The sequence below is a fragment of the Streptomyces sp. NPDC051020 genome (assembly GCF_040683105.1).
Taxonomy (GTDB): Bacteria; Actinomycetota; Actinomycetes; order Streptomycetales; family Streptomycetaceae; genus Streptomyces.
On the sequence record NZ_JBFBCG010000027.1, the window covers coordinates 53,500 to 74,839 of the forward strand.

15 protein-coding genes are annotated in these 21,340 nt (G+C 69.7%); 5 read left to right on the forward strand and 10 right to left on the reverse strand.

Annotated features, from left to right (window positions below; translation table 11 throughout):
* Positions 1-180 precede the first annotated feature (180 nt).
* On the reverse strand, positions 181-3,438 hold the full coding sequence (locus AB0N06_RS17005) for a tetratricopeptide repeat protein (protein WP_366135462.1): 3,258 nt from the start codon (positions 3,436-3,438) through the stop codon (positions 181-183).
* A gap of 171 nt (positions 3,439-3,609) precedes the next feature.
* Here AB0N06_RS17005 and AB0N06_RS17010 point away from each other — a divergent pair, with 171 nt between their 5' ends.
* Positions 3,610-5,625, forward strand: coding sequence for a thioredoxin domain-containing protein (locus tag AB0N06_RS17010; RefSeq protein ID WP_366135463.1), 2,016 nt, complete (start codon positions 3,610-3,612; stop codon positions 5,623-5,625).
* 94 nt (positions 5,626-5,719) lie between these two features.
* Here AB0N06_RS17010 and AB0N06_RS17015 read toward each other — a convergent pair whose 3' ends face one another.
* The 3 genes from AB0N06_RS17015 to AB0N06_RS17025 form a co-directional block, all read right to left on the reverse strand.
* Positions 5,720-6,352, reverse strand: a complete 633-nt coding sequence (locus AB0N06_RS17015) for a TetR family transcriptional regulator (RefSeq protein ID WP_366135501.1) — start codon at positions 6,350-6,352, stop codon at positions 5,720-5,722.
* 11 nt (positions 6,353-6,363) lie between these two features.
* Positions 6,364-7,881, reverse strand: coding sequence for a DHA2 family efflux MFS transporter permease subunit (locus tag AB0N06_RS17020; RefSeq protein ID WP_366135464.1), 1,518 nt, complete (start codon positions 7,879-7,881; stop codon positions 6,364-6,366).
* Between the two features lie 151 nt (positions 7,882-8,032).
* Entirely contained in the window at positions 8,033-8,746 is a 714-nt protein-coding gene (locus tag AB0N06_RS17025; RefSeq protein WP_366135465.1) for a hemolysin III family protein, read from the reverse strand.
* A gap of 195 nt (positions 8,747-8,941) precedes the next feature.
* On the opposite strand from AB0N06_RS17025, the gene AB0N06_RS17030 reads away from it, so the two are divergent.
* The gene (locus tag AB0N06_RS17030; RefSeq protein ID WP_366135466.1) at positions 8,942-10,777 is read left to right on the forward strand and encodes a phosphoenolpyruvate carboxykinase (GTP); all 1,836 of its coding nucleotides are present in this window, start codon (positions 8,942-8,944) and stop codon (positions 10,775-10,777) included.
* A gap of 298 nt (positions 10,778-11,075) precedes the next feature.
* Here the strand turns inward: AB0N06_RS17030 and AB0N06_RS17035 are convergent, their stop codons facing one another.
* From AB0N06_RS17035 to AB0N06_RS17055, 5 genes are all read right to left on the reverse strand, one after another.
* A complete protein-coding gene (locus AB0N06_RS17035) occupies positions 11,076-11,696 on the reverse strand; it encodes a hypothetical protein (RefSeq protein ID WP_366135467.1) in 621 nt (206 codons plus the stop codon).
* Positions 11,683-13,299 (reverse strand): substrate-binding and VWA domain-containing protein, encoded by a 1,617-nt coding sequence (locus AB0N06_RS17040; RefSeq protein WP_366135468.1) that lies wholly within the window; start codon positions 13,297-13,299, stop codon positions 11,683-11,685. Before AB0N06_RS17040 ends, AB0N06_RS17035 begins: the two co-directional genes overlap by 14 nt.
* Positions 13,296-14,483: a toxic anion resistance protein gene (locus AB0N06_RS17045; protein WP_366135469.1), complete on the reverse strand. Its 1,188-nt coding sequence runs from the start codon at positions 14,481-14,483 to the stop codon at positions 13,296-13,298. The genes AB0N06_RS17040 and AB0N06_RS17045 overlap by 4 nt, the downstream gene beginning before the upstream one ends.
* Before the next feature lie 29 nt (positions 14,484-14,512).
* Positions 14,513-15,583 (reverse strand): hypothetical protein, encoded by a 1,071-nt coding sequence (locus AB0N06_RS17050; protein WP_366135502.1) that lies wholly within the window; start codon positions 15,581-15,583, stop codon positions 14,513-14,515.
* Positions 15,584-15,815: 232 nt separating this feature from the next.
* Positions 15,816-17,051 carry a hypothetical protein gene (locus AB0N06_RS17055; protein ID WP_366135470.1) on the reverse strand — a complete coding sequence of 412 codons (1,236 nt, stop codon included), beginning with the start codon at positions 17,049-17,051 and terminating at the stop codon, positions 15,816-15,818.
* Positions 17,052-17,360: 309 nt separating this feature from the next.
* On the opposite strand from AB0N06_RS17055, the gene AB0N06_RS17060 reads away from it, so the two are divergent.
* From AB0N06_RS17060 to AB0N06_RS17070, 3 genes are all read left to right on the forward strand, one after another.
* Positions 17,361-18,083, forward strand: a complete 723-nt coding sequence (locus tag AB0N06_RS17060; protein ID WP_366135471.1) for a peptidylprolyl isomerase — start codon at positions 17,361-17,363, stop codon at positions 18,081-18,083.
* 308 nt (positions 18,084-18,391) lie between these two features.
* Positions 18,392-19,684 (forward strand): DUF2079 domain-containing protein, encoded by a 1,293-nt coding sequence (locus AB0N06_RS17065; protein WP_366135472.1) that lies wholly within the window; start codon positions 18,392-18,394, stop codon positions 19,682-19,684.
* Between the two features lie 44 nt (positions 19,685-19,728).
* The gene (locus AB0N06_RS17070) at positions 19,729-20,844 is read left to right on the forward strand and encodes a glycosyltransferase (RefSeq protein ID WP_366135473.1); all 1,116 of its coding nucleotides are present in this window, start codon (positions 19,729-19,731) and stop codon (positions 20,842-20,844) included.
* 83 nt (positions 20,845-20,927) lie between these two features.
* On the opposite strand, the gene AB0N06_RS17075 is transcribed toward AB0N06_RS17070, so the two are convergent.
* On the reverse strand, positions 20,928-21,314 hold the full coding sequence (locus AB0N06_RS17075) for a hypothetical protein (RefSeq protein ID WP_366135474.1): 387 nt from the start codon (positions 21,312-21,314) through the stop codon (positions 20,928-20,930).
* Positions 21,315-21,340 lie beyond the last annotated feature (26 nt).

Sequence of the window (21,340 nt, forward strand, 5' to 3'; positions counted from 1 at the left end):
GCAGCTGCAAGGCGGAGGAGGGAGGCAACGCGAAGGGGCCCCCTCCCACGCCTTTCGGGCCATGGGGGAGTTGTTGACCGACGACAACGCCGCAGATGTACGCACCCAACCCCGCGACGCCACCCCCCATGTACCGGTCGGTCTTAAGAGGCCCGTCCGGCGACGGTGCCGGGACGGCGGCTATGACCGTGCTTCCACTGCCACGCCCATGATTTCCCGGGCGTGCCGGGTCGGCGTCATGCCCAGGCGCCAGGCCTGCCAGCCGTCCTCCAGGTCGATCCCGCGGTTCAGGACCACGGTGAACGCCTCCGCACAGTCCTCCAGCTTGCTGTCGCGGTTCGGGTGCCCGGCCCGGAGCAGGTCGGCGAGTTCCTGCTGGGCCACCACGGTGCCCACCTCCGTGCCGCCCGCGGACGCGTACGGCAGCAGAGTGCAGCGCAGGAAGCGGGCCCAGTCGGCACCCCGCGAGTCGCCGTACGAGCCGAACAGCCCCACCGCCTCGTCGCACAGCGCGAGCGCCTGGGCCGCCCGGTTGTTCCCCGCGTCGACCAGGGCCAGTTCCAGACACGTCCACGCCTCGCCGTGGGCGACCCCGATGCGCCGGAAGTCGGCCCGGGCGTCGACCAGGAGCTGACGGGCGAAACCGGAGTTGCGCAGATTGCCGGTCTGGGCGGCCCGCTGGTCGCGGGTGACCCGGCCCGAGTGGTGCCGGGCACACGCCAGCCCGTAGACGTCCCGCATCCGCGAGAACATCGTGCGCGACCGCTCCAGCTCCCGCACCGCCTGGTCGGTGTCGCCCGCCTCCTCCAGCGCCTGGCCCAGGTAGTACAGCGTCCAGGCCTCACCGCGCGCGTCCTCGTTGTCACGGTGGCGGGAGAGCGCCCGGCGCAACTCGTCGACCGCCGCGTCCGGGGCGCCGTCGAGCAGCCGGGCGCGGGCCAGCTGGGTCAGCGCCCACGCCTCGCCGCGCTCGTCACGGGTGCGGCCGTACAGGTCCAGGGCCGTACGCAGCGTCTCCTCGGCTCCGGGCACATCGCCCATCCGTAGCCGCACCTGGCCCAGCTGGAACTGCGTCCACGCCTCGCCGTGCAGCGACTCGCCCTCCCGGTGCAGGGTCAGTGCTGTTTCGAGGAGGGTCAGGGCCTCCGCCAGGTTCGCCCGGTCGCGCTCGACGGCGGCCAGGGCGTGCAGCGACCACGCCCGGTCCTCGGCCTGTCCGTCGGAGGACTGCAGTGCGATCGCCTCGCGCAGCCGCGCCGACGCGTCGGTGAGGTTCCCCTGGTGGTGCAGGGTGATGCCGAGCGAGCAGAGCGCCAGCGCGGTGCCCGCGTCGTTCTGCGCCTCGCGGTAGAGACCGACGACCGAGGACAGTGTGGTGCGGGCCTTGTCCAGCTCGCCGAGCTGCCGGGCCGCGATGCCCGTACGCCACTGGACCGACCGTTCCAGCAGCTCCCTGTCGACGGCCTGTGTCAGCTCGCTGATCTCACCCAGGCGGTAGAGGTCGCCGCGCAGCAGGCAGTAGTCGCACAGTGCGCCCAGCAGGTCCAGCAGGGCTCCCTGGTCGACGCCCTCCGCATGCCGCAGCGCGGAGGTGATGAAGCTCGACTCGTCGTCCAGCCAGTGCAGCGCCGCGTCGAGCGAACCGAACCCGTGCGAACCGAATTGTCCCGCCCGGGTGGACATCTTCCCGTCCACCATTCGGATCACCGCACCGGCGAGCTCCGCATAGTTGTGGATCAGCCGCTCCTGCGCGGCGGTACGGTCCGCCGCCTCCTCCTCGTCGCGCAGCCGGGCCAGGGCGAAACCGCGTACGAGATCGTGCAGCCGGTAGCGCGTACCCCGCACATGGTCGAGCAGCCCGGCCCGGGACAGCGCCGTCAGCAGTGACTGCGCCTCCTGTTCCTCGGCGGACAGCAGCGCCGCGGCCGCCGCCGCGCCCAGGCTGGCGCGCCCGGCCAGCGCGAGCCGGCGCAGCAGCCGCCGCGCCTGCTCGGACTGGTCGGTGTAGCGCAGCCACAGAGCCCGTTCGACGGGGGCGACGGGACCGTACGCGGCGAGTTCGGTGGCCAGCGCCGTGCGGGTACGCGGCCCGAGCGAGGAACCCGCGATCCGCAGCGCCAGGGGCAGCCCACCGCACAGCTCGGCGATCGCGTCCGTCGACTGGGAGTCGTACGGCCCCTGCTCCTCCTCCTGCGCCGACACGCGCAGCAGCTCCTCCGCACCCGCCGCGTCCAGCGGGCCCACGGGCAGCTGGTGCACCCACGCCGGAATGTCGGCGGGCAGGTCGAGAGGGGCACGGGCGGTGACGAGAACCAGGCTGTCGGAGCGCTCCGGTACGAGCGTGCGGACCTGCTCCGGATCGCCGGCGTCGTCGAGGACGATCGTCACGGGCGTACCGGTCAGATGCTGGTGGTAGAGCTCGCTGAGCCGTCGCACCTGCTGCTCGGCCGAGGACCTTCCCCGAGATCCCGACCCCGCTCGGTCAGGGGAGACCCCGTCGCGGAACAGCAGTTGTTCGCGCGGCGCGCCGAGCCGGTTCAGCAGGTGCAGCAGCGCGTCGCGGGTCGGCAGCGGGTTCTCGCCGGTGACATCGGAACGCAGATCCACCACGCATGCGCCCCGGAACTGGTCCTTGAGCTCGTGAGCCGCCCGCACCGCGAGTGTCGTGCGCCCGGACCCGGGCGTGCCGTGCAGGACGACGACGGTCGGCTTGGTCTCCGTCGACGCGCGGGCCGCGTGCACCCACTGGGCGATCTGCGCCAGCTCGGCCCGGCGGCCGGCGAATGGGCCGTCGGGGGCGGGCAGATGCCCGAAGGACTGGTCGAGCAGCGACCTCCTGCGCGCCTCCGCACTGCGGTTACTGCCGCGCAGCTGAGGCACGACGGCGGCGGCCTTCTTCTTCGGCGTACGGGACGACGCGCTCAGCATCCGCTGCTGGTCCAGGAACGGGCGGATGCCCCGTACCTCCAGCGCCGCGAGCCACTGCAGCCGCAGCTGTTCGGGCCCGCCGGGCTGGCCCGCCGCGCCCGCGCGCCGGTGCGCGGCGGGCCAGTGCGAGGCGGTCACCTTGACGACGGTGGCCGCGGCGCCCGCGACAGCGACGACGGCGCCCGCGCCGAGCGCCGGCCCCGCCGCCGTACCGAACGCGAGATCGGCGCCGAACGCCGCGGCTGCGGCAACCCCCGTGACGAGCAGCGGAGTTCCCATCGCTGCCTTGCTGAAGCTCTGCGACAGAGGTTTCTGCCCGGCCTCCATCGCGTCGAGCGCCTGCGTGTACGCGGCGTACTCCTCGGCCGCGCCTGCGGCCAGCGAGTCGAGCGCCGCCCGCCCGCGCGTCGTCAGCGCACCGGCGTCGGCCCTGCCCCCCGAACGGCGTACCTCTTCCTCCACGGCGCGCACCAACAGCTGTTCGGCCTCAGCCCGGTGGCTGTCCCGCATGTCCGTCCCCCTCCGAGAGCGTCGGTTCGGGACAAGTGTCCTGCGTGGGGCGGCTGAGCGCGAGAGAGCATGAGGGGCAAGTGGAGTGGACGGACCGAGTGGCGGATCCGATCCTGTGGCTTGAGCGCCAGGTCATGGGATGAAGCGGGTCCGTTCAGGCAGGATGGAGGTATGCCGAACCGCCTGGCCCATGAGACGTCTCCGTACCTCCTTCAGCACGCCGACAATCCGGTCGACTGGTGGCCTTGGTCGCCCGAGGCCTTTGAGGAGGCCCGGGAGCGGGGCGTTCCCGTGGTGTTGAGCGTCGGCTACTCAAGTTGCCACTGGTGCCATGTTTTCGCGGTCGAAAGCTTCGAGGACGAAGCGACCGCGGCATACATGAACGCGCACTTCGTCCCGGTGAAGGTCGACCGCGAGGAGCGGCCCGACGTCGACGCGGTCTACATGGAGGCGGTGCAGGCGGCGACCGGCCAGGGCGGCTGGCCGATGACCGTCTTCCTGACCGCCGACGCCGAACCGTTCTACTTCGGTACGTACTTCCCGCCCGCGCCCCGTCACGGCATGCCGTCCTTCCGGCAGATCCTCGAAGGCGTCGTGGCCGCCTGGACCGAACGCCCCGACGAGGTCGCCGAGGTCGCCGGGCGCATCGTGCACGACCTGGCAGGCCGCTCGCTGGCGCACGGCGGGGAGGGACTGCCCGGTGAGCAGGAGCTCTCGCAGGCGCTGCTCGGGCTGACCAGGGATTACGACGAGAAGTACGCAGGCTTCGGCGGCGCTCCGAAGTTCCCGCCGTCCATGGCGATCGAGTTCCTGCTGCGCCACCATGCCCGCACCGGCGCCGAGGGTGCCCTCCAGATGGCGGCCGACACCTGTGAGGCGATGGCCAGGGGCGGGATGTACGACCAGCTCGCCGGCGGCTTCGCCCGCTACTCGGTGGACCGGACATGGGTGGTACCGCACTTCGAGAAGATGCTCTATGACAATGCGCTGCTCTGCCGGGTGTACGCCCATCTGTGGCGGGCGACGGGCTCCGAGCTGGCTCGCCGGGTCGCGCTGGAGACCGCCGACTTCATCGTGGGCGAACTGCGGACGGCGGAGGGCGGATTCGCCTCGGCGCTCGACGCCGACAGTGAGGTCGGCGGCGGCCGTCACGTCGAGGGCGCGTTCTACGTGTGGACGCCCGCGCAGCTGCGCGAGGCACTGGGAGAGCAGGACGCAACGTTCGCCGCGGAGTACTTCGGGGTGACCGAGGAAGGCACCTTCGAGGAGGGTGCGTCCGTGCTGCAACTGCCACGCACCGACGACGCGGTGGACCCGGACCGGGCCGCCGATGTGCGGGCCCGGCTGCTCGCGGCGCGCGAGGAGCGGGCGCGTCCCGGACGGGACGACAAGGTGGTGGCGGCCTGGAACGGTCTGGCGATCGCCGCGCTCGCCGAGACCGGGGCGTATTTCGACCGGCCCGACCTGATCGAACGCGCCACCGAGGCGGCGGACCTGCTGGTCCGGGTCCACATGGGCGACAACGCCCGGCTGTCCCGGACGTCCAGGGACGGCCGGGCCGGTGACAACGCCGGGGTCCTGGAGGACTACGGCGATGTCGCGGAGGGTTTCCTCGCGCTGGCCGCCGTCACCGGCGAGGGTGTCTGGCTGGAATTCGCCGGCTTCCTGCTCGACATCGTGCTGCAGCACTTCACCGGCGAGGGCGGGCAGCTGTACGACACGGCGGACGACGCCGAACAGCTGATCCGCCGCCCGCAGGACCCCACCGACAGCGCGACTCCGGCGGGCTGGACGGCGGCTGCCGGAGCGCTGCTCTCGTACGCCGCGCACACCGGATCCGAGGCCCATCGGGCTGCCGCGGAAGGCGCGCTGGGGGTGGTGAAGGCGCTCGGGCCACGGGTTCCGCGGTTCATCGGGTGGGGTCTCGCGGTTGCCGAGGCGCTGCTCGACGGCCCGCGCGAGGTGGCGGTCGCCGGCCCGGTCGGCGGCGCACTGCACCGTACGGCACTGCTGGGACGGGCACCGGGCGCGGTGGTCGCGGCGGGCGAGACCGGTGGCGCGGAGTTTCCGCTGCTGGTGGACCGGCCGATGGTCGGCGGGGCGCCGACGGCGTACGTCTGCCGGCACTTTGTGTGCGACGCGCCGACCACGGACGCGGAGGAGCTGGCGCGGAAGCTCGGGGGGTGACCGGGGACGCCCGGGGCGCGCCCGGTCGGCGCCCCGTCTGTGGCCCGCACCCATGGTCTCAAGAGCGTGCGCGCACCCCTGGTGCCCCGGGGCGTCAGAGCGTCAGGCCGCCCTCGAGCGTGTCCATGGCCCGGTTGATCATCGCGATCAGGTCGCCCTTCTGGTCGTGCTCGCCCCAGTACAACATCACCTCGCGCAGCGCCCCCAGCACCGCGGCGATGAACACCCGGACCTCCAGGTCGTCGGCGCCGCGGCCGCTCCGGTCGGCGAGCACCTGGGCCAGGAGCTTCGCCGTGTCCGACATGGTCTCCGACATCCGCGCCCGGATCGCGGGGACCTCCACCATCAGCCGGGTGCGCTGGCACAGTTCCTCCTCCTCGGTGGTGAGGAATGCCGTCAGCGCCTCCGTCACGACGAACCGCAGCGACTCCAGCGGCGGCTCGTCCGCGGGACGGTTCCGCAACTCCGCTTCCATGAGGAGGTCGTACTCGTCGGTAAGGACGATGTCCTCCTTGGCGGCGAAGTAACGGAACACCGTGCTCGGCGACACCTCCGCCGCATCCGCGATCTGCTCGATCGTCGTCGCGTCGTACCCCTGCTCGGCGATCAGCCGGTAGGTGGCGCGGCGGATCGCGATCCGGGTCTTGAGCTTCTTGCGCTCGCGCAGCCCCAGCCGGGGCTGCGCCTCGACGGACGTGAAGGAGGAGGTACGGGAGGTGGCGGCCATGGTCGTCATTCTCATGCATCGACGGGCTCCGCGACCACGTCGGTGTCCCCGGTCCGCGACGGGCCGGCGTCCGTCAGAAGTGCCCCCACCAGCAGCGCGGTCACCAGGGACGCGACGCCGATGACCAGCAGGACCACGCTCATGCCGTGCACGTACGCCAGGTTCGCGGAGTCCGCGAGCCGCTGCACGCCGAGTTGGTCGGCGACGACATGTGCGGCGACGACGGAGTCCCCGGCACGGTCCGCGGCGGCGGCCGGTACGTCCGTCGTGTCGAGCCTACCGGTGTACGCACCGGCGAGCAGCGAGCCCAGCAGGGCGACACCGAGGGCGCTGCCCGTCTGCCGTACGGTCATCATGAGTCCGGATCCGCTGCCCGCACGGTCGGCGGGCAGCGCGCCGAGCGCCACGTCCATGGCGGGGACGACCGAGAATCCGAAGCCGATGCCGGCCAGGGACAGCCACAGTGCGGTGAAGCCGTAGCCGTTGTCGATCGTCGTACGGCTGCCGAGGAACGAGGCGAAGGCCAGCACGACCAGGCCCGCGGCGATCGTGGCCCGCGCGCCGAACCGTGCGGTGACAGCGCCGCCGGTCTTCGCGGCGACGGTCAGGCCGCCCATCATCGGCAGCATCCGCACACCGGTGCCGAGCGCGTCGTGGCCGAGGACCGCCTGCAGGTAGCCGGGCAGGAGGAACATCAGTCCCGACATCACGAACATGATCAGTGTCGCGGTCAGCGTGCTCAGCAGGAACGGGCGATGCCGCAGCAGGACCATGTCGAGCATCGGGCGGGTCATCGTGCGTTCCCGTACGACCAGCAGGGCCATCAGCGCGACACCGCCGGCCAGCATCGCCAGGATCAGCGGGTCGCCCCAGCCGCGCCCGGGTGCCTCGATGATCGCGTAGATCAGGGCGCCGAGACCGGTCGCGGTCAGGCTGGTGGAGAGCGCGTCGACCTTCGGAGCGGCCGGGTCGCGGGTCTCCGGGAGCAGGAACACGCAGGCGGTGATCCCGATCGCCACCATCGGGATATTGATCAGGAAGATCGAGCCCCACCAGAAGTGGTCCAGCAGCCAGCCGCCGATGATCGGGCCGAGCGGCAGCCCGAGCGCCGAGGCGGCCGAGACGATGCCGACCGCCCTGACCCGGTCCCTGGGTTCACCGAAGAGCGAGGGCACCACGGCGAGGGCGAGGGGCATCACGAGCGCGCCGCCGATGCCCATGACGCAGCGGGCGGTCACGACGGCGGGCACGGTGCCGGCCAGCGCCCCGACGAGTGAGCCGATCAGGAAGACGCCGAGGCCGGTGATGAGCATCCGGCGGCGGCCGAACCGGTCGCCGAGCAGTCCCGCCGGGAGCATCAGCGCGGCGAAGACAACGATGTAGGCATCGGCCATCCACTGCTGTTCGCCGAGAGTGGCGCCGAGCTGTTCGGCCATCGTCGGCAGCGCCACGTTGAGGATCGTCATGTCGAATCCGAGCACGAGCAGGCTCGCGACCAGCGCGCCGAGGGCCCACCAGCGTCGATTCATGGCCCACTCCTTTGAGAGTCGAAGTCAAGTGACAGTAACTCTCAAAAGGTTTTGAGTGTCAATGCGGCGAGCGGGTGACGATGCCTCGGCATGCGAAAGGGCCGCGGCTCGGAAGCCGCGGCCCTGGAGGGTGGGGAAGGGGAGGGGGCGCTCAGGCGTGGTTGTACGCCACGAGCGAGATGCCGACGTAATGCACGATGAAGGCGGCCAGGGTCAGCGAGTGGAAGACCTCGTGGAAGCCGAACCACCGCGGTGACGGGTTGGGTCGCTTGATCCCGTAGATGACGCCGCCCGCGCTGTAGAGCAAGCCGCCGACGACGACCAGGACCAGGACCGCGATCCCGCCGGTGCGCATGAAATCGGGCAGGAAGAAGACCGCCGCCCATCCCATCGCCAGGTAGCAGGGGGTGTACAGCCAGCGGGGGGCGCCGACCCAGAGCACCCGGAAGGCGATGCCGGCCGCCGCTGCCGCCCAGACCGCCCACAGCAGCGGACGCCCGGTCGACTCCGGGAGCAGCAGCAGGGTCAGCGGCGTGTACGTGCCCGCGATGATCAGGAAGATGTTGGCGTGGTCCAGCCGGCGCAGCACCGCCTCGCCGCGCGGACCCCACGTGCCGCGGTGGTAGACCGCACTCACGCCGAAGAGCAGGCATGCGGTCACGATGTAGATGCCGCAGGCGATCCGGCCGCGGATACTATCGGTGAGCGCAATCAGAACAATCCCCGCGATCAGTACCGCGGGGAACATTCCGGCATGCAACCAACCGCGCATGCGTGGTTTCACCGGGTCCGGCTCCACCTCGGCCGGGCCCGGCTCGGCTGGTTCGACCTCGGCTGGTTCGGGCGCGGCGGCGGCAGCAGTCATGACCGCATGCTACCTACGCCACCGTAGGTTGCGGACGCGAGTGGCGATGCTCACGTGGGCGCCCCTCTGGACATATGGGCGAATCGGTCGGATGATCAAATGAGTATGGTCGGCACCGGATGAGCGGCTACGAAGCATCCGGGTCGCAGCCCCCACGGGGCAACAGCCCAAAGACACCCTCAACAAGGAGCGATCGTGGCGCGCGACATCGCGGCTCCCCTCACTGTTCCCACTCGTCACCAGGAGCTCGTCTCCTGGGTGAACGAGATCGCAGCCCTCACCGAGCCGGACCGTGTGGTCTGGTGCGACGGTTCCGAAGCCGAATACGAGCGCCTGTGCGGGGAGCTCGTGGCCAAGGGCACGTTCACCAAGCTCGACGAGATCAAGCGCCCGAACTCGTACTACGCCGCCTCCGACCCGAGCGATGTCGCCCGCGTCGAGGACCGCACCTTCATCTGCTCCGAGAAGGAGGAGGACGCGGGCCCGACGAACCACTGGAAGGCCCCCGCCGAGATGCGGGAGATCTTCACCGGTGAGAAGGGTGTCTTCCGCGGCTCCATGCGTGGTCGCACGATGTACGTCGTTCCGTTCTGCATGGGCCCCGTCGGCTCTCCGCTCTCCGCGATCGGCGTCGAGATCACCGACTCCGCGTACGTCGCCGTCTCGATGCGCACCATGACGCGCATGGGTCAGGCCGTCCTCGACGAGCTCGGCACCGACGGCTTCTTCGTCAAGGCGGTCCACACGCTGGGTGCGCCCCTGGAGGAGGGCCAGGAGGACGTTCCGTGGCCGTGCAACTCCACCAAGTACATCTCGCACTTCCCCGAGGACCGCGAGATCTGGTCGTACGGCTCCGGCTACGGCGGCAACGCCCTGCTCGGCAAGAAGTGCTACGCGCTCCGCATCGCCTCGGTCATGGCCCGTGACGAGGGCTGGCTCGCCGAGCACATGCTGATCCTCAAGCTCACGCCGCCGCAGGGTGAGGCGAAGTACGTCGCCGCCGCGTTCCCGAGCGCCTGCGGCAAGACCAACCTCGCCATGCTGGAGCCCACGATCTCCGGCTGGACCGTCGAGACCATCGGCGACGACATCGCCTGGATGCGGTTCGGCGAGGACGGCCGTCTCTACGCGATCAACCCCGAGGCCGGATTCTTCGGAGTCGCGCCCGGCACCGGCGAGCACACCAACGCCAACGCCATGAAGACCATGTGGGGCAACTCCGTCTTCACGAACGTCGCGCTCACCGACGACGGCGACGTGTGGTGGGAGGGCATGACCGAGGAGATCCCCGCGCACCTCACGGACTGGAAGGGCAACGACTGGACCCCCGAGTCCGGCACGCCCGCCGCCCACCCCAACGCCCGCTTCACCGTGCCGGCCGGCCAGTGCCCGATCATCGCGCCCGAGTGGGAGGACCCGAAGGGTGTGCCGATCTCGGCCATCCTCTTCGGTGGCCGCCGCGCCTCGGCCGTACCGCTGGTCACCGAGTCCTTCGACTGGCAGCACGGTGTCTTCCTCGGTGCCAACGTGGCCTCCGAGAAGACCGCCGCCGCCGAGGGCAAGGTCGGCGAGCTGCGCCGCGACCCGTTCGCCATGCTGCCGTTCTGCGGGTACAACATGGGCGACTACATGAACCACTGGGTCAAGGTCGGCAGCGACGCCGCGCGGGGAGGAAACCAGGCGAAGCTCCCGAAGATCTACTACGTGAACTGGTTCCGCAAGAACGACGCGGGCAAGTTCGTGTGGCCGGGCTTCGGCGAGAACAGCCGTGTTCTGAAGTGGATCGTCGAGCGCCTGGACGGCAAGGCCGAGGGCGTCGAGACGCCGATCGGCATCCTGCCCGCCAAGGGCGCCCTGGACACCGAGGGCCTGGACCTCTCCGAGTCCGACCTGGAGTTCCTGCTCACGGTCGACAAGGAGGTCTGGCGCGAGGAGGCGGCGCTGGTCCCCGAGCACCTCAACACCTTCGGTGACCACACGCCGAAGGAACTGTGGGACGAGTACCGCGCGCTGGTCCAGCGCCTGGGCTGACGCCCCTGGGGCGGCGCCTTCGAGGCGTCGCCCACCCGGGCGTACTCCTGAAGCGCGCCCCGCGATCCCCGCGGCCGGGCCTTTCGACATCCGCCCTGACCTGTGGGGTCAACTGCCCGCCGCGGAACGGCCCCCGGAACCCCCTCACGGTTCCGGGGGCCGCCCTTTCCCGCCCCTGGTATAGAGGACGTCCGCGCGTCGCCGTGAGACCGACCGGCAGGTGGGAGGCGGCGTCGCGGAGGCCGACCGAGGACGTGGGGGACTCCATGCAGGCGGGCGGCTTCCCGTCGGGCGGGGCTCAGTCGGACCGGCCCCGGTCCTCCAGGTACCGCGTGTGCGTCTGCTGCCGACGCGCCTCGGCCTCCCGCAACCCCGCGACCAGCGACTCCGCCTCCCGGTGCAGCAGCGACAGCTGCTGTTCGAGATGGCGCTCGGGCGGCTCCGTGCCCGGTGCGATCCGGGTCCACCAGCGTGTCCGCAGATACGTGTCGACGGACTCCGGGATGTCCTGGTGCACGGCGCGCGACAGGGCGTGGATGCCTTCCGGATCGGTGGCGAGGGCCTCGGAGACCCAGCCGGGTTCGAGCAGCCCCGCCAGCAGCTCCGTCAGCTCGACGAGCCGCCCGGACGCGGCGGGCGGCAGCTCCACCTCGTCCAGATAGGCCCGCAGGGTCACGAAGTCGGCCCGCAACGACTCCAGTTGGGACGACGGGTCGGGGAAGTCCGGAGCGGATGGCCGCTCCGGCGGAGCAATCAGCGCACCTGCGCCGTACAGCCCGACGATCACCACCGGCCAGTACGCGCCCGCGAGCCCGGTGAAGGTGAGGGCGAGCCCCGCGATCCCGCAGGCGCTCCCGGTGAGGTTCTTGCGCGACTCGATGTACGCCAGGAACCGGCCCGGCGCTCTACTGGTAGCCACGGATCTCCTCGAAGGCACCGTCCAGGGAGCCCGGCCCCTGATCCTTCGTCGCGTCGAAGAGCCGGCCGCCGGTCAGGGAGGCGATCGCGTCCAGCTCCGCACGGTCCGAGTCGCCGAAGACGACCGGGAAGACAGGGGTGACGCGACGCGCGGCCGGGAGCGAACGGTAGAAGCCGGCGAAGTCGTCGGCCGAGTCGCCCGTCGTGTTCTCGCCGTCCGTCATCAGGACGATCGAGGTGAACGCGGACTCGGTGTCCGGACCCAGCCGGTCGTAGGCGGACTCCAGACTCGAAAAGATCGCCGTCTCGCCGCTCGCGGTCAGGGCGGCGGTGTCCGCCTTGATCGCCGCAAGCCCCGCCTGCGGATCGGCGGGATCGACCGTATGAGTGCGCGCCCGCTTCACCGACGACCCGAACGGCAGCAGCGTGACCTCCTCACGCTCCCGGAAGTCCCCGGTCAGCCCGGTCAGCGCCGCCTTCAGCTTCCGGAGCCGCTCGCCCTTCATCGACCCGGACGTGTCCAGGACGTACACGGTGCGCGAGGGCCGCCGGAGCTTGTTCTCGTATTGGTCGAGCAGCCCGTCCGCGACGGATCGCGAGCCGGGGAAGGGTAGTTCACGGCGAGCCTCGGCGGCCAGCGGCGCCGCGGGTCGTACGGAAGCGACGACCGGGCGGCGGAACGTCTCCCGGGTCAGCTGCCGCTGCACGGCGGGGGAGCGGAGGTACGAGGTCAGGGCGCGCACCGAGTCCTTCGCGTCCGGCGAGGCCGCGGAGAGCAGGCTCAGCGGGTAGTCGGCCGTCACCACGCCGTCGCGCGGGCGGATCACCGTCAGCCCGGTACGACTGTCCCGGTTGAGGGACAGCAGCACCGACTCGTAGTTGATCAGCGCGTCGACCGTGCCCCGCCGGGCGTACGCGGTGGCCAGCCAGCCGGACGAACCGGAGGTCAGCCGCTGCCCGCCGAAGAACTCCGCCAGCTTCCCGCTCGCCTTGCGGACATCGGCGTCGGTCAGTGCCGACTGGGCGCCCGACAGCGCCGAAGCGACCGAAACCAGTGCGGCGAAACCGGAGTTGGAGCGCGCCGGATCCGTCATTCCGTACGTCAGCTCCCCGTCGGCCACCGCCCGGTGCACCTGCGACCAGGTGACGCGCGACGGGTCCCAGCCCAGCCGCTTCACCACCGCCGGCTTGACGCCGAGGGCGACCGGCGACGTCATCAGCGGTGTCTCGGAAGTGATCCGCTTAGCCGCCTCCGGGTGGAGCCGCAGATAGTCGTCGGACGACAGCCACACCGCGTCGTACGCCGCGTCCGCCTTCCCGGAGCCGAGCTGCTGGACGGCGTCGAGCGTCCCGGTCCAGGTGGGCCGCACGGTGATTCCGGTTGCCTTCCGCGCCTGCTCCAACAGCGGCTTCATGTCGGCGAGTTCGCTGGACGCCAGTACGCGCAGCGTTCCGGCCCGCGGAGCGCCGTCGTCCTTCTTCCCGGACGCCGCGGGGACGTCCGCGGCCGAACACGCGGCGATCGGCGCGAGCACCGCGGCGGCCAGCAGTGCGGCGAGCGTGCGCGACACCCGACGGCGCAGTCTTCTGAGCCGGCCCGTCATCCGAGACCGCCGCCCTCAAGGGCCCCTGCGGACCGGCTGCGCTCCAAGTGGGAGCCGGCCTGCTGGAGTTCGGCCGTCAACGACTCGACCGTCGCCGCCATGGACTCGGTCGCCTGCACCTTGTAGGTGTCGATCGCGTCCAGCGTCCGGTAGATCTGCTGGAACGCCGTCCGCAGTGTCTCCGCGCCCACCGCCGGGTCGGCGGCGATCCGCTGGATCTCCCCGCCCTGCGTGGCGAGCATCTCCGCATTGCCACGGATCAGATCCTCCGTCGTGGAGCGCAGCACCTGCACCTGCTCGGTCACCTTGCGCTGGCTCTCCAGCGCCGATGCCAGCATCACGGCGATCCGCAGCGCGGAGACGGTCGTCGTCGCGGCGCGGTCGACGCCCCTGATCAGCTCCTCGTTGTTGCGGCGTACGACATCCATCGCCAGGTACCCCTGCGCACAGACCGCGAGCTGGGTCAGCAGATCCTGGTGCTTCTGCCGTACGGGGAACAGCACATCGGCCCGCAGGGCGTCCGCCTGCACCGGGTCGGCGGCCTCCGTCGCCCGGATGCGCTGCTCGACGGCGCCGTCCAGGGCCTCCGTCAGGACCACGTACTCCTGGAGCTTGCCCATCGTCTCCCAGAGCCGGGTGCGCTCGGTGTGCAGGGCGGCGTTGTCGCGGCGCAGTTCGTCCTGGCCGCCGCGGAGCGATCCCACGATCCTGTTGAGGGTGGACTGCGCGGAGGCGTACTTCGCGACATGATCGCGCAGCCTGTTGCCGCCGGGCAGCTTCGCCAGCAGCCGGCGGGCGCCGCGGCCCGGCGTGTCGCGCGGGTCGAGGTCCTCGACGGTGCGGCGCAGCTCGACGAGCGAGGCGCCGACCCTCGACTGGGCGTCCCCGTCCCCCGACCCGGCCGAGAGCTCACGGACCGTACGGTCCAGCATCCGGTTGGACTGCTGGGCGGCGCTGCGGATGTCGCCCTGCCCGAGGGCGGCGATCTCCCCGATCCTGGTGGTGAATTCGGGTGAGCGGGCATCGAGGCCGGCGAGGCTGCCGACGTACTCGGTGGCGCGTCGCGTCATCTCCGTGCGCACGGAGTCGTCGACCGGGACGAGGCCGGCGGCCTGCTCGGTACGGACGGGGGCGACGGGCTCGGGCGGGGTGAGGACGAGCGGCTGCGGCTCGGCTTCGTTCATGGGTGAGGTCTCCCGGAAGGCGTGTGTCATCAGCCCCGGCTCCGGCGGGCCATCGTGCGCATCACCGTTGCGGTGGGCACGGGCGCCTGGCGGATCCCGGTCAGCTGTTGGTCGATGTAGTCGGTGTGGCCGGCGGTCGCGGCGGTGAACTCGGCCGCCGCGCCCTGGGGGCGGAAGCCGTGGCGCACGGCCAGCTTGCGCAGCCCGGGGTCGGTGGAGAGCAGCTCGCCGAGCTGCCGGCCCGAGGCGGTCAGCGGTACGAGGGTGTGATCGCTGGAAACGGTGGTGTCCGGGTAGAGGACGACCAGATCCCCGAGCTCCTGCTGCTGCTTCTGCAACAGCAGCGAGGCGACCTGTGACTCGTACACCAGGACCAGCGGATTGCCGACTCCGCTGATGAAGTCCCGGAACGGCGCGTCACTGCTGGTCTGCTGCGCACCCTGTACCTGGATCAGCTTCTTCAGCAGCGGCGCAGTGCGGTCGATCGCGGCGTCGTCTGCGGCCACCCGGCCGCCGTCGGCGACGTACGAGGCGGCGGCGAGGTAGAGCGCGCCGGAGTTGGAGGCGACGGGGTCGGTGCTCGCGATGAACACCGTCCCGGTCAACTCGGCATGCTTGCTTGCGCCCTTGAGCTGCTGCCAGGTCCGGTCCGCCTTCGCGGCCTTCAGATACGGGGCCATGCGCAGCTTCCCGCTGGACTTGCCGTTCAGCGTCGCCAGCCCGTTGTCCGCCAGCACCTGCGCGGCGCCGCGGTGCGCGACGACGACGAGCGGCGAGTAGAAGGGCCTGAGCGGGCCGCCCTTGACGGGGAACTTGCGCTGCAGTTCATCGGCCGGGGCCTTCGAGCCGGGGAAGGCGAAGTCGTACCCCTTCAGGGGAAGTCGGTCCATGGCCCAGGACCCGGACGTCTCCGCCTTCACGGTGAACCCCTTGGCAGCAAGGGCCTTCACCACATCGGGATCGGCGAAGAACTCCGCCTTCTCCGACCCGATCACTCCACGCACGGTCTTCGTTGCCGTGCTCGTGTCCTTGCTGTCGCGGCCTGCTACGACGGCTACTGCCACTCCGCCGATCAGCAGCACCGCCAGGACGATTCCCACGATGCGTCTCACGGAGACAGCCTGCTCGCGGAAGCCTAAATTCCGGGCCGAGTTGAGTGGACGTCAGGTGAAGTGCGTATCCCAGTACGCAACGGGATCGGTCGATTCTCTCGGGCAACCCGATCACAGGAAGGACGTGGGCTGTCCCGCACGGCGCACGCACGTGTGCCGTGCCCGGACGACCCCGGGCACGGCACACTTCAGGGGGATCCCAATGAGGTCGGGACCGTTTCTAGTTCTTCGAGAGTCCCTTGTCGGTTGCGTTCGTGTCCGACTTCGGCGCCCTGTTGCGGTCGATGCTGTTCAGCAGCTGCTCCATCGGGCTCAGCGGGCTGGGCTGCTCTCCCATGTTCGGCGGCTCCTGGGTCAGGAACGGTCCGCTGGGTACGTCCGCGAAGACCACCTGCTTCCAAGGCCTCTGGTCCCCGACAGCGGTGCTACCACAGTCGATGAGACCCACCCCAGTCTTGGTGCACTGCAGCTCCCACACGTTTCCCGCTGTGGTGATCACCTTGAAGTTCACCACCCCGGTCGCAAGGAGGGCGCTTTCCTCGCCGCCCTGGGACGAGATGGTGGCGGCACAGACAGTGGCGGGGTCGGGGTAGTCGGGGTTCTGCGCCGGGTTGGTGAGGTTCTCGCGGACGTAGGGCCCCGCCGTGGGGTTGTTCCGGTGGCCCCCATACGCAATCCCGTTGACCAGGAAGACGCTGAATTCCTCCGTGCTGCTGGGGAGGAGGGAGTCGATGTCGGTGCCGCACCCGTTGGCACCAGTGGCTCCGGTGGCTCCGGTGGGGCCGGTGCGTCCCGTGGCTCCGGTGGGGCCGGTGCGTCCCGTGGCTCCGGTGGCTCCGGTGGCTCCCGTGGCTCCGGTCGGTCCCGTGGGCCCGGTCGGTCCCGTGGCTCCGTTCTCGCCGTTCTCGCCGTTCTCGCCGTTCTGACCCGTGGGTCCGGTCGGTCCCGTGGGTCCGGTGGCTCCGGTGCGTCCGGTGGCTCCGGTGGCTCCGGTGCGTCCCGTGGCACCGGTGGCCCCGGTGCGTCCCGTGGCTCCCGTGGCTCCCGTGGCTCCGGTGGGTCCGGTCGGTCCCGTGGCTCCGTTCTCGCCGTTCTCGCCGTTCTGACCTGTGGGTCCGGTCGGCCCCGTGGCGCCGTGCGGACCCGTCGGGCCGGTGGGTCCGGTGGGCCCGCGCTTACCCTTCTCCTTGCACTTGTCCCTGTCGTGCTTGTTCTTGTGCTGGTCGCAGCACTCGTCCCTGTCGTGCTTGTTCTTCTTGTGCTCGCACTTGTCACCGCCCATAAGCACAGGACGGTTCATCTCACGAGGAGAGAAGGCGCTCTGGGCGGCCGCCATCGCAGGGCTGGAGAAGCCCAGCACGACAAGGCTCAGCGTTGCCATCGCACCGCCGGCCAGCCACTTGCGACCTCGGGGCACCGGGCCCAGACGTGCGGGGGTCCTGTTCTCAGGACTCATGAATTTGCTCCTTGTGGAACCGAATGAAGTGGTCTCGAGAGGCACGCAGAGCCTCTGACGCAACATTCGGGGGCGTATGCAAGAAAGTGGGTGAGACACACCAGACGTTCAGGCGATCGGCAGAGGGATGCAGGGGCTGAAAGGGGATAGGCCATCGAAGAGTTGGGCCACGCAGCCCAGTAGTGGTTTCAATCCCGAGTGTGTGTCGGTGCAGCAGGCACACAGGCGGATGGATACGCTCTGCATGCTTCATCAGATCCCACTCGCCAAATCGAGGCTCGAATGTCCGTCAGAGATTTTCAAGGAAAGATGAATTTCTATACCAGGGCCAGAAAGCGTGTGGTCAGGGTGGCGACGGTCGCACTCGCCGTGACCACGACGTGTTCAGGACTGACATGGGCGGCGGTCTCCCTGACGGGAAACAGTGTCGATGCGAAGCCGCCGGTCACGTGCTCATACAAACTCACCAATGGTGCAAAGTCTGTGGGAATTCCCACCTTCGACGCCTCCGCCGCAGCCCGGCCGTACACGGCAGAACTCGTGACCAACCGGGGAACCATCACCTTGGAGGCCTTGACCGACAAGGCGCCCTGCGCCACCAACTCCTTCTCCTTCCTGGCGCGGAAGGGGTACTACGACGGCAGCAAGTGTCACCGTGTCACGACCCGAGGGATTTTCGTACTGGACTGCGGTGACCCCAAAGGGGAAGGCGCAGCCGATCCGGGCTATTTCTTCGAAGACGAGAATCTGGACGGAGCCGAATATTCGGCCGGCACCGTGGCGATGTCAAAGGTGGTTCCCGGTAGGAACGGCAGTCAGTTCTTCATCAGTTATGCCGATCCTGCTGTTCCCATGTCGTCCGCATGGACTCCCTTTGCGAAAGTCGTGAGCGGATTGGACGTACTGAAGGCGATCGCCAGGAACGGGACGCAGGACGGATCCTCCGACGGAAAGCCGAAGAAGGCCGTCGTCATCAAGTCGGTAACGGTGCGGCAGGCATCGGTCAATGCCCCTCGCGTAAAGCGCGGGTGACTCCACCACGCCCCAGGTGTGCCGCTGTTCGGAGTATTCCGCGCGCGCACATGGCGGCTCAGAGCCAAGCCGTGAAGGCTGCTGGCGTCTTGAGGCCCTCAGGGTCAGCTTTCCGGAAGGAATAAGTCATGCATGCCCCACCCACTGACAGTGCCACGCTCCCGGCGCAACAAAAATCTACTGTGGATGAAGGGCTGGTAGCCGAACCGTCTCGCGGGAGCCGCTCCGACATCCCGTGGTGGATCTGGGCCCTGGCGGGAACGCTGTTCTTCACATACGCAACGTTGTCCTTGCGTATCCATCAGCGCATGCTCTCCCACAGCTTCGACCTGGGAATCTTCGAGCAGGTCGTCCGCTCTTACGCGCATGGGCACCTGCCCGTCTCCGAAGTCAAGGGACCGGACTTTCCCATCCTGGGGGACCATTTCTCTCCCATTCTGGCCCTGGTGGCACCCGTCTACCGGCTGTGGCCTTCGGCGATGGCCCTGCTCGTGGTGCAGGCGGCGCTGATCGCCGCGAGCGTTCTGCCCCTGACTCTGTGGGCGCGCCGAGCGCTGGGCTCCCCCGCCGCCGCGGTCATCGGGGTCTGCTACGGCCTCTCCTGGGGACTTGCGAGCGGGGTCGGCTCCGACTTCCATGAGTGGGCCTTCGCCGTTCCCCTTCTCGCATGCTCACTCACCGCTCTCGCGACGGGCCGGATGCGTGCCGCGGTCTGCTGGGCTCTGCCCCTGCTGCTGGTGAAGGAGGACCTCGGGCTCACCGTGGTCGTGATCGGCCTCGTCATCGCCCGGCGTGGCGACCGCAGGCTCGGGATCATCACCGCCGCAGTCGGTCTGGCCGGGGCGCTGCTGGCGACGATGGTCATTCTGCCGGCCTTCAGTCCGAACGGGTCCTACGACTACTGGCACTGGCTGAATGGCTCGGAAGGCAGCGAGGGTGGGCTGACGGATCTGCTGTACAAGAGCACGATCGGTCTCATCACCCCCGAGGCCAAGATCTCGATGCTCCTGCTCGTGCTGGCCCCGACCCTGTTCCTGGCCCTGCGGTCCCCGCTGATGTGGATCGCACTGCCGACTCTGATGTGGCGTTTCGCCTCAGGTCTCAGCACCCACTGGGGCACCGCCTACCACTATTCGCTCGTGCTGATGCCGATCGTCTTCGCGGCGTTCATCGACGCCTTGATCCGACGGAAGCCGAGCAGGAGCAGCCTGCGACGATACCTCGCCGGCTCCGCTGCGATCACACTCCTGATCCTTCCTCAGTATCCGTTCTGGCAACTGGTCCAGCCGGCCACCTGGCGGGACGATCCCCGCATCGCTGCCGCCCACCGTCTGATGGACCGGATCCCTGACGGCGCCACGGTCCAGGCATCCAATCTGCTTGTGCCCCAGCTCACGAACCGTACGAGTGTCAGCCTCTACGGCTGGGCCGACAGCCGCCCCAATCCTCAGTGGATCATGGTCGACACCTTGGTGCCGTTCAATCAGCGGTGGCCGCTGAACGTCCTTGAGGAACAGCAGGCCCTGGGCATTGCCCAGGCACAGGGATATTTCACCGTGGCCAAGGAACAGGGCTTCGTCCTGCTCAAGCGCCCGAGCTGACGTCGTGACGCCGGTCTTCTACCTCACCGAGTTGGAGGTGACCCGTGAAATCAACGGTCTGCCTGAACATGATCGTCAAGAACGAGGCCCCGGTCATCAGACGCTGCCTCGAATCCGTGCGCCCTTTGATCGACACGTGGGTCATCCTGGACACCGGCTCGACCGACGGAACCCAGGACGTCATCCGTGACGTCTTCAGTGATCTGCCCGGCGCCCTGCACGAAAGTCCCTGGAAGGGATACGACGGGAGCCGCAGCGAGGCGATCGACCTGGCGCGCGCCGAAGCGGACTATCTGCTGTTCATCGACGCCGATGACGAGATGGAGGTGGAGCCCGGCTTTCGCATGCCGGAGCTGACCCACGACGCCTACCAAGTCGCACTGCACGACGGCCCCATCACCCACTGGCGCCTCGCACTGGTCTCAAACCGGCTGCCCTGGCGCTACGTCGGCGTCCTGCACGAGTACATCGACTGCGGAACGCCGTACACCCTCGGGACGTTCAAAGGCGCCAACATCCTCTCGGTGGGGGGCGGCGCACGCCTGAGGGGAGAAGGGCAGCGGAAGAAGTACCTGCGCGACGCCAAGGCCCTTCAGCAAGGCCTGATCAAGGAACCCGACAACTCCCGCTACGTCTTCTACCTCGCCCAGAGCTGGCGCGATGCCGGAGAGCCGAAGAAGTCACTCGCCGCCTACGACCGCCGGGCGGGCATGGGCGGATTCGCCGAGGAAGTCTTCTGTGCCCACCTCTATGCCGCACGGCTCGCGGAAGAGCTCGGCCGGCGGCCGGCCGAGGTGATCGACCGCTACCTCCGCGCGCACGAAAGCCGTCCCTCGCGCGCCGAAGCCCTCGGTGAACTCGCACGCTACTGCCGCCTCAACGGCCCGCGTTGGCCACTTGCGCACATGTTCGCGCAGCAAGCAGCGGAGATCCCGTACCCGAAAGACATTCTGTTCGTCGAGTTCGAATGGTACGACTGGCGCGTACTCGACGAACTCGCCGTGGCCGCTTACTGGACCGGAAACTACGAGGAGTCCGAGCAATGCGGCCAACGCCTCCTCGAAAGCGGCAAGGTGCCGTCCGATGACCGCGACCGCGTGACCGGCAACCTCGAATTCGCCCGGCAGAAGCTGGGCTCGAGGGAACTCGTGAACGCCTGACCGGGGGCCGCGGTGGCCCGGCCGGCTGCGGCACATGAAGGGCACCCGGTCCGCGCGCCTCCCCGGCCCGCGGACCGGGGCCGTCAGGGGGCGCCGATCAGCTCGGTGTCACGCAGGGCGGCGGTGTGTGCGTCCATGCGCTCGGCGGCGAGAATCGCGGCGGCGGTGTCCGCGCGGGACGCGGCGACGACGAGCGCGCGGCCGGCAAGGGCGAGCGCCCGGTGGTGCAATGCGGCGGGGTCGGCCCGGGTCAGCGCGGCATGCCGCGCCGGCGGCGCCCCGCGCAGCCGGGCCACCTGCTCGGCAATGCGGTCGCCCGGCCGGTCGAGCCCCAGTTCGTCGGTGACGGCGAGCAGGGCGGCCAGATGCCCGGCGAGCTGGATGTCCAGCTCCTCCTCGCGGGTGCGGTGGGGGTACTGCGCTGCGTCGGCCATCGAGTGGACCGACTTGGTGCGGATCGGCTCGTACATGGGGATGGCCTCCTGCTCACGGTCAG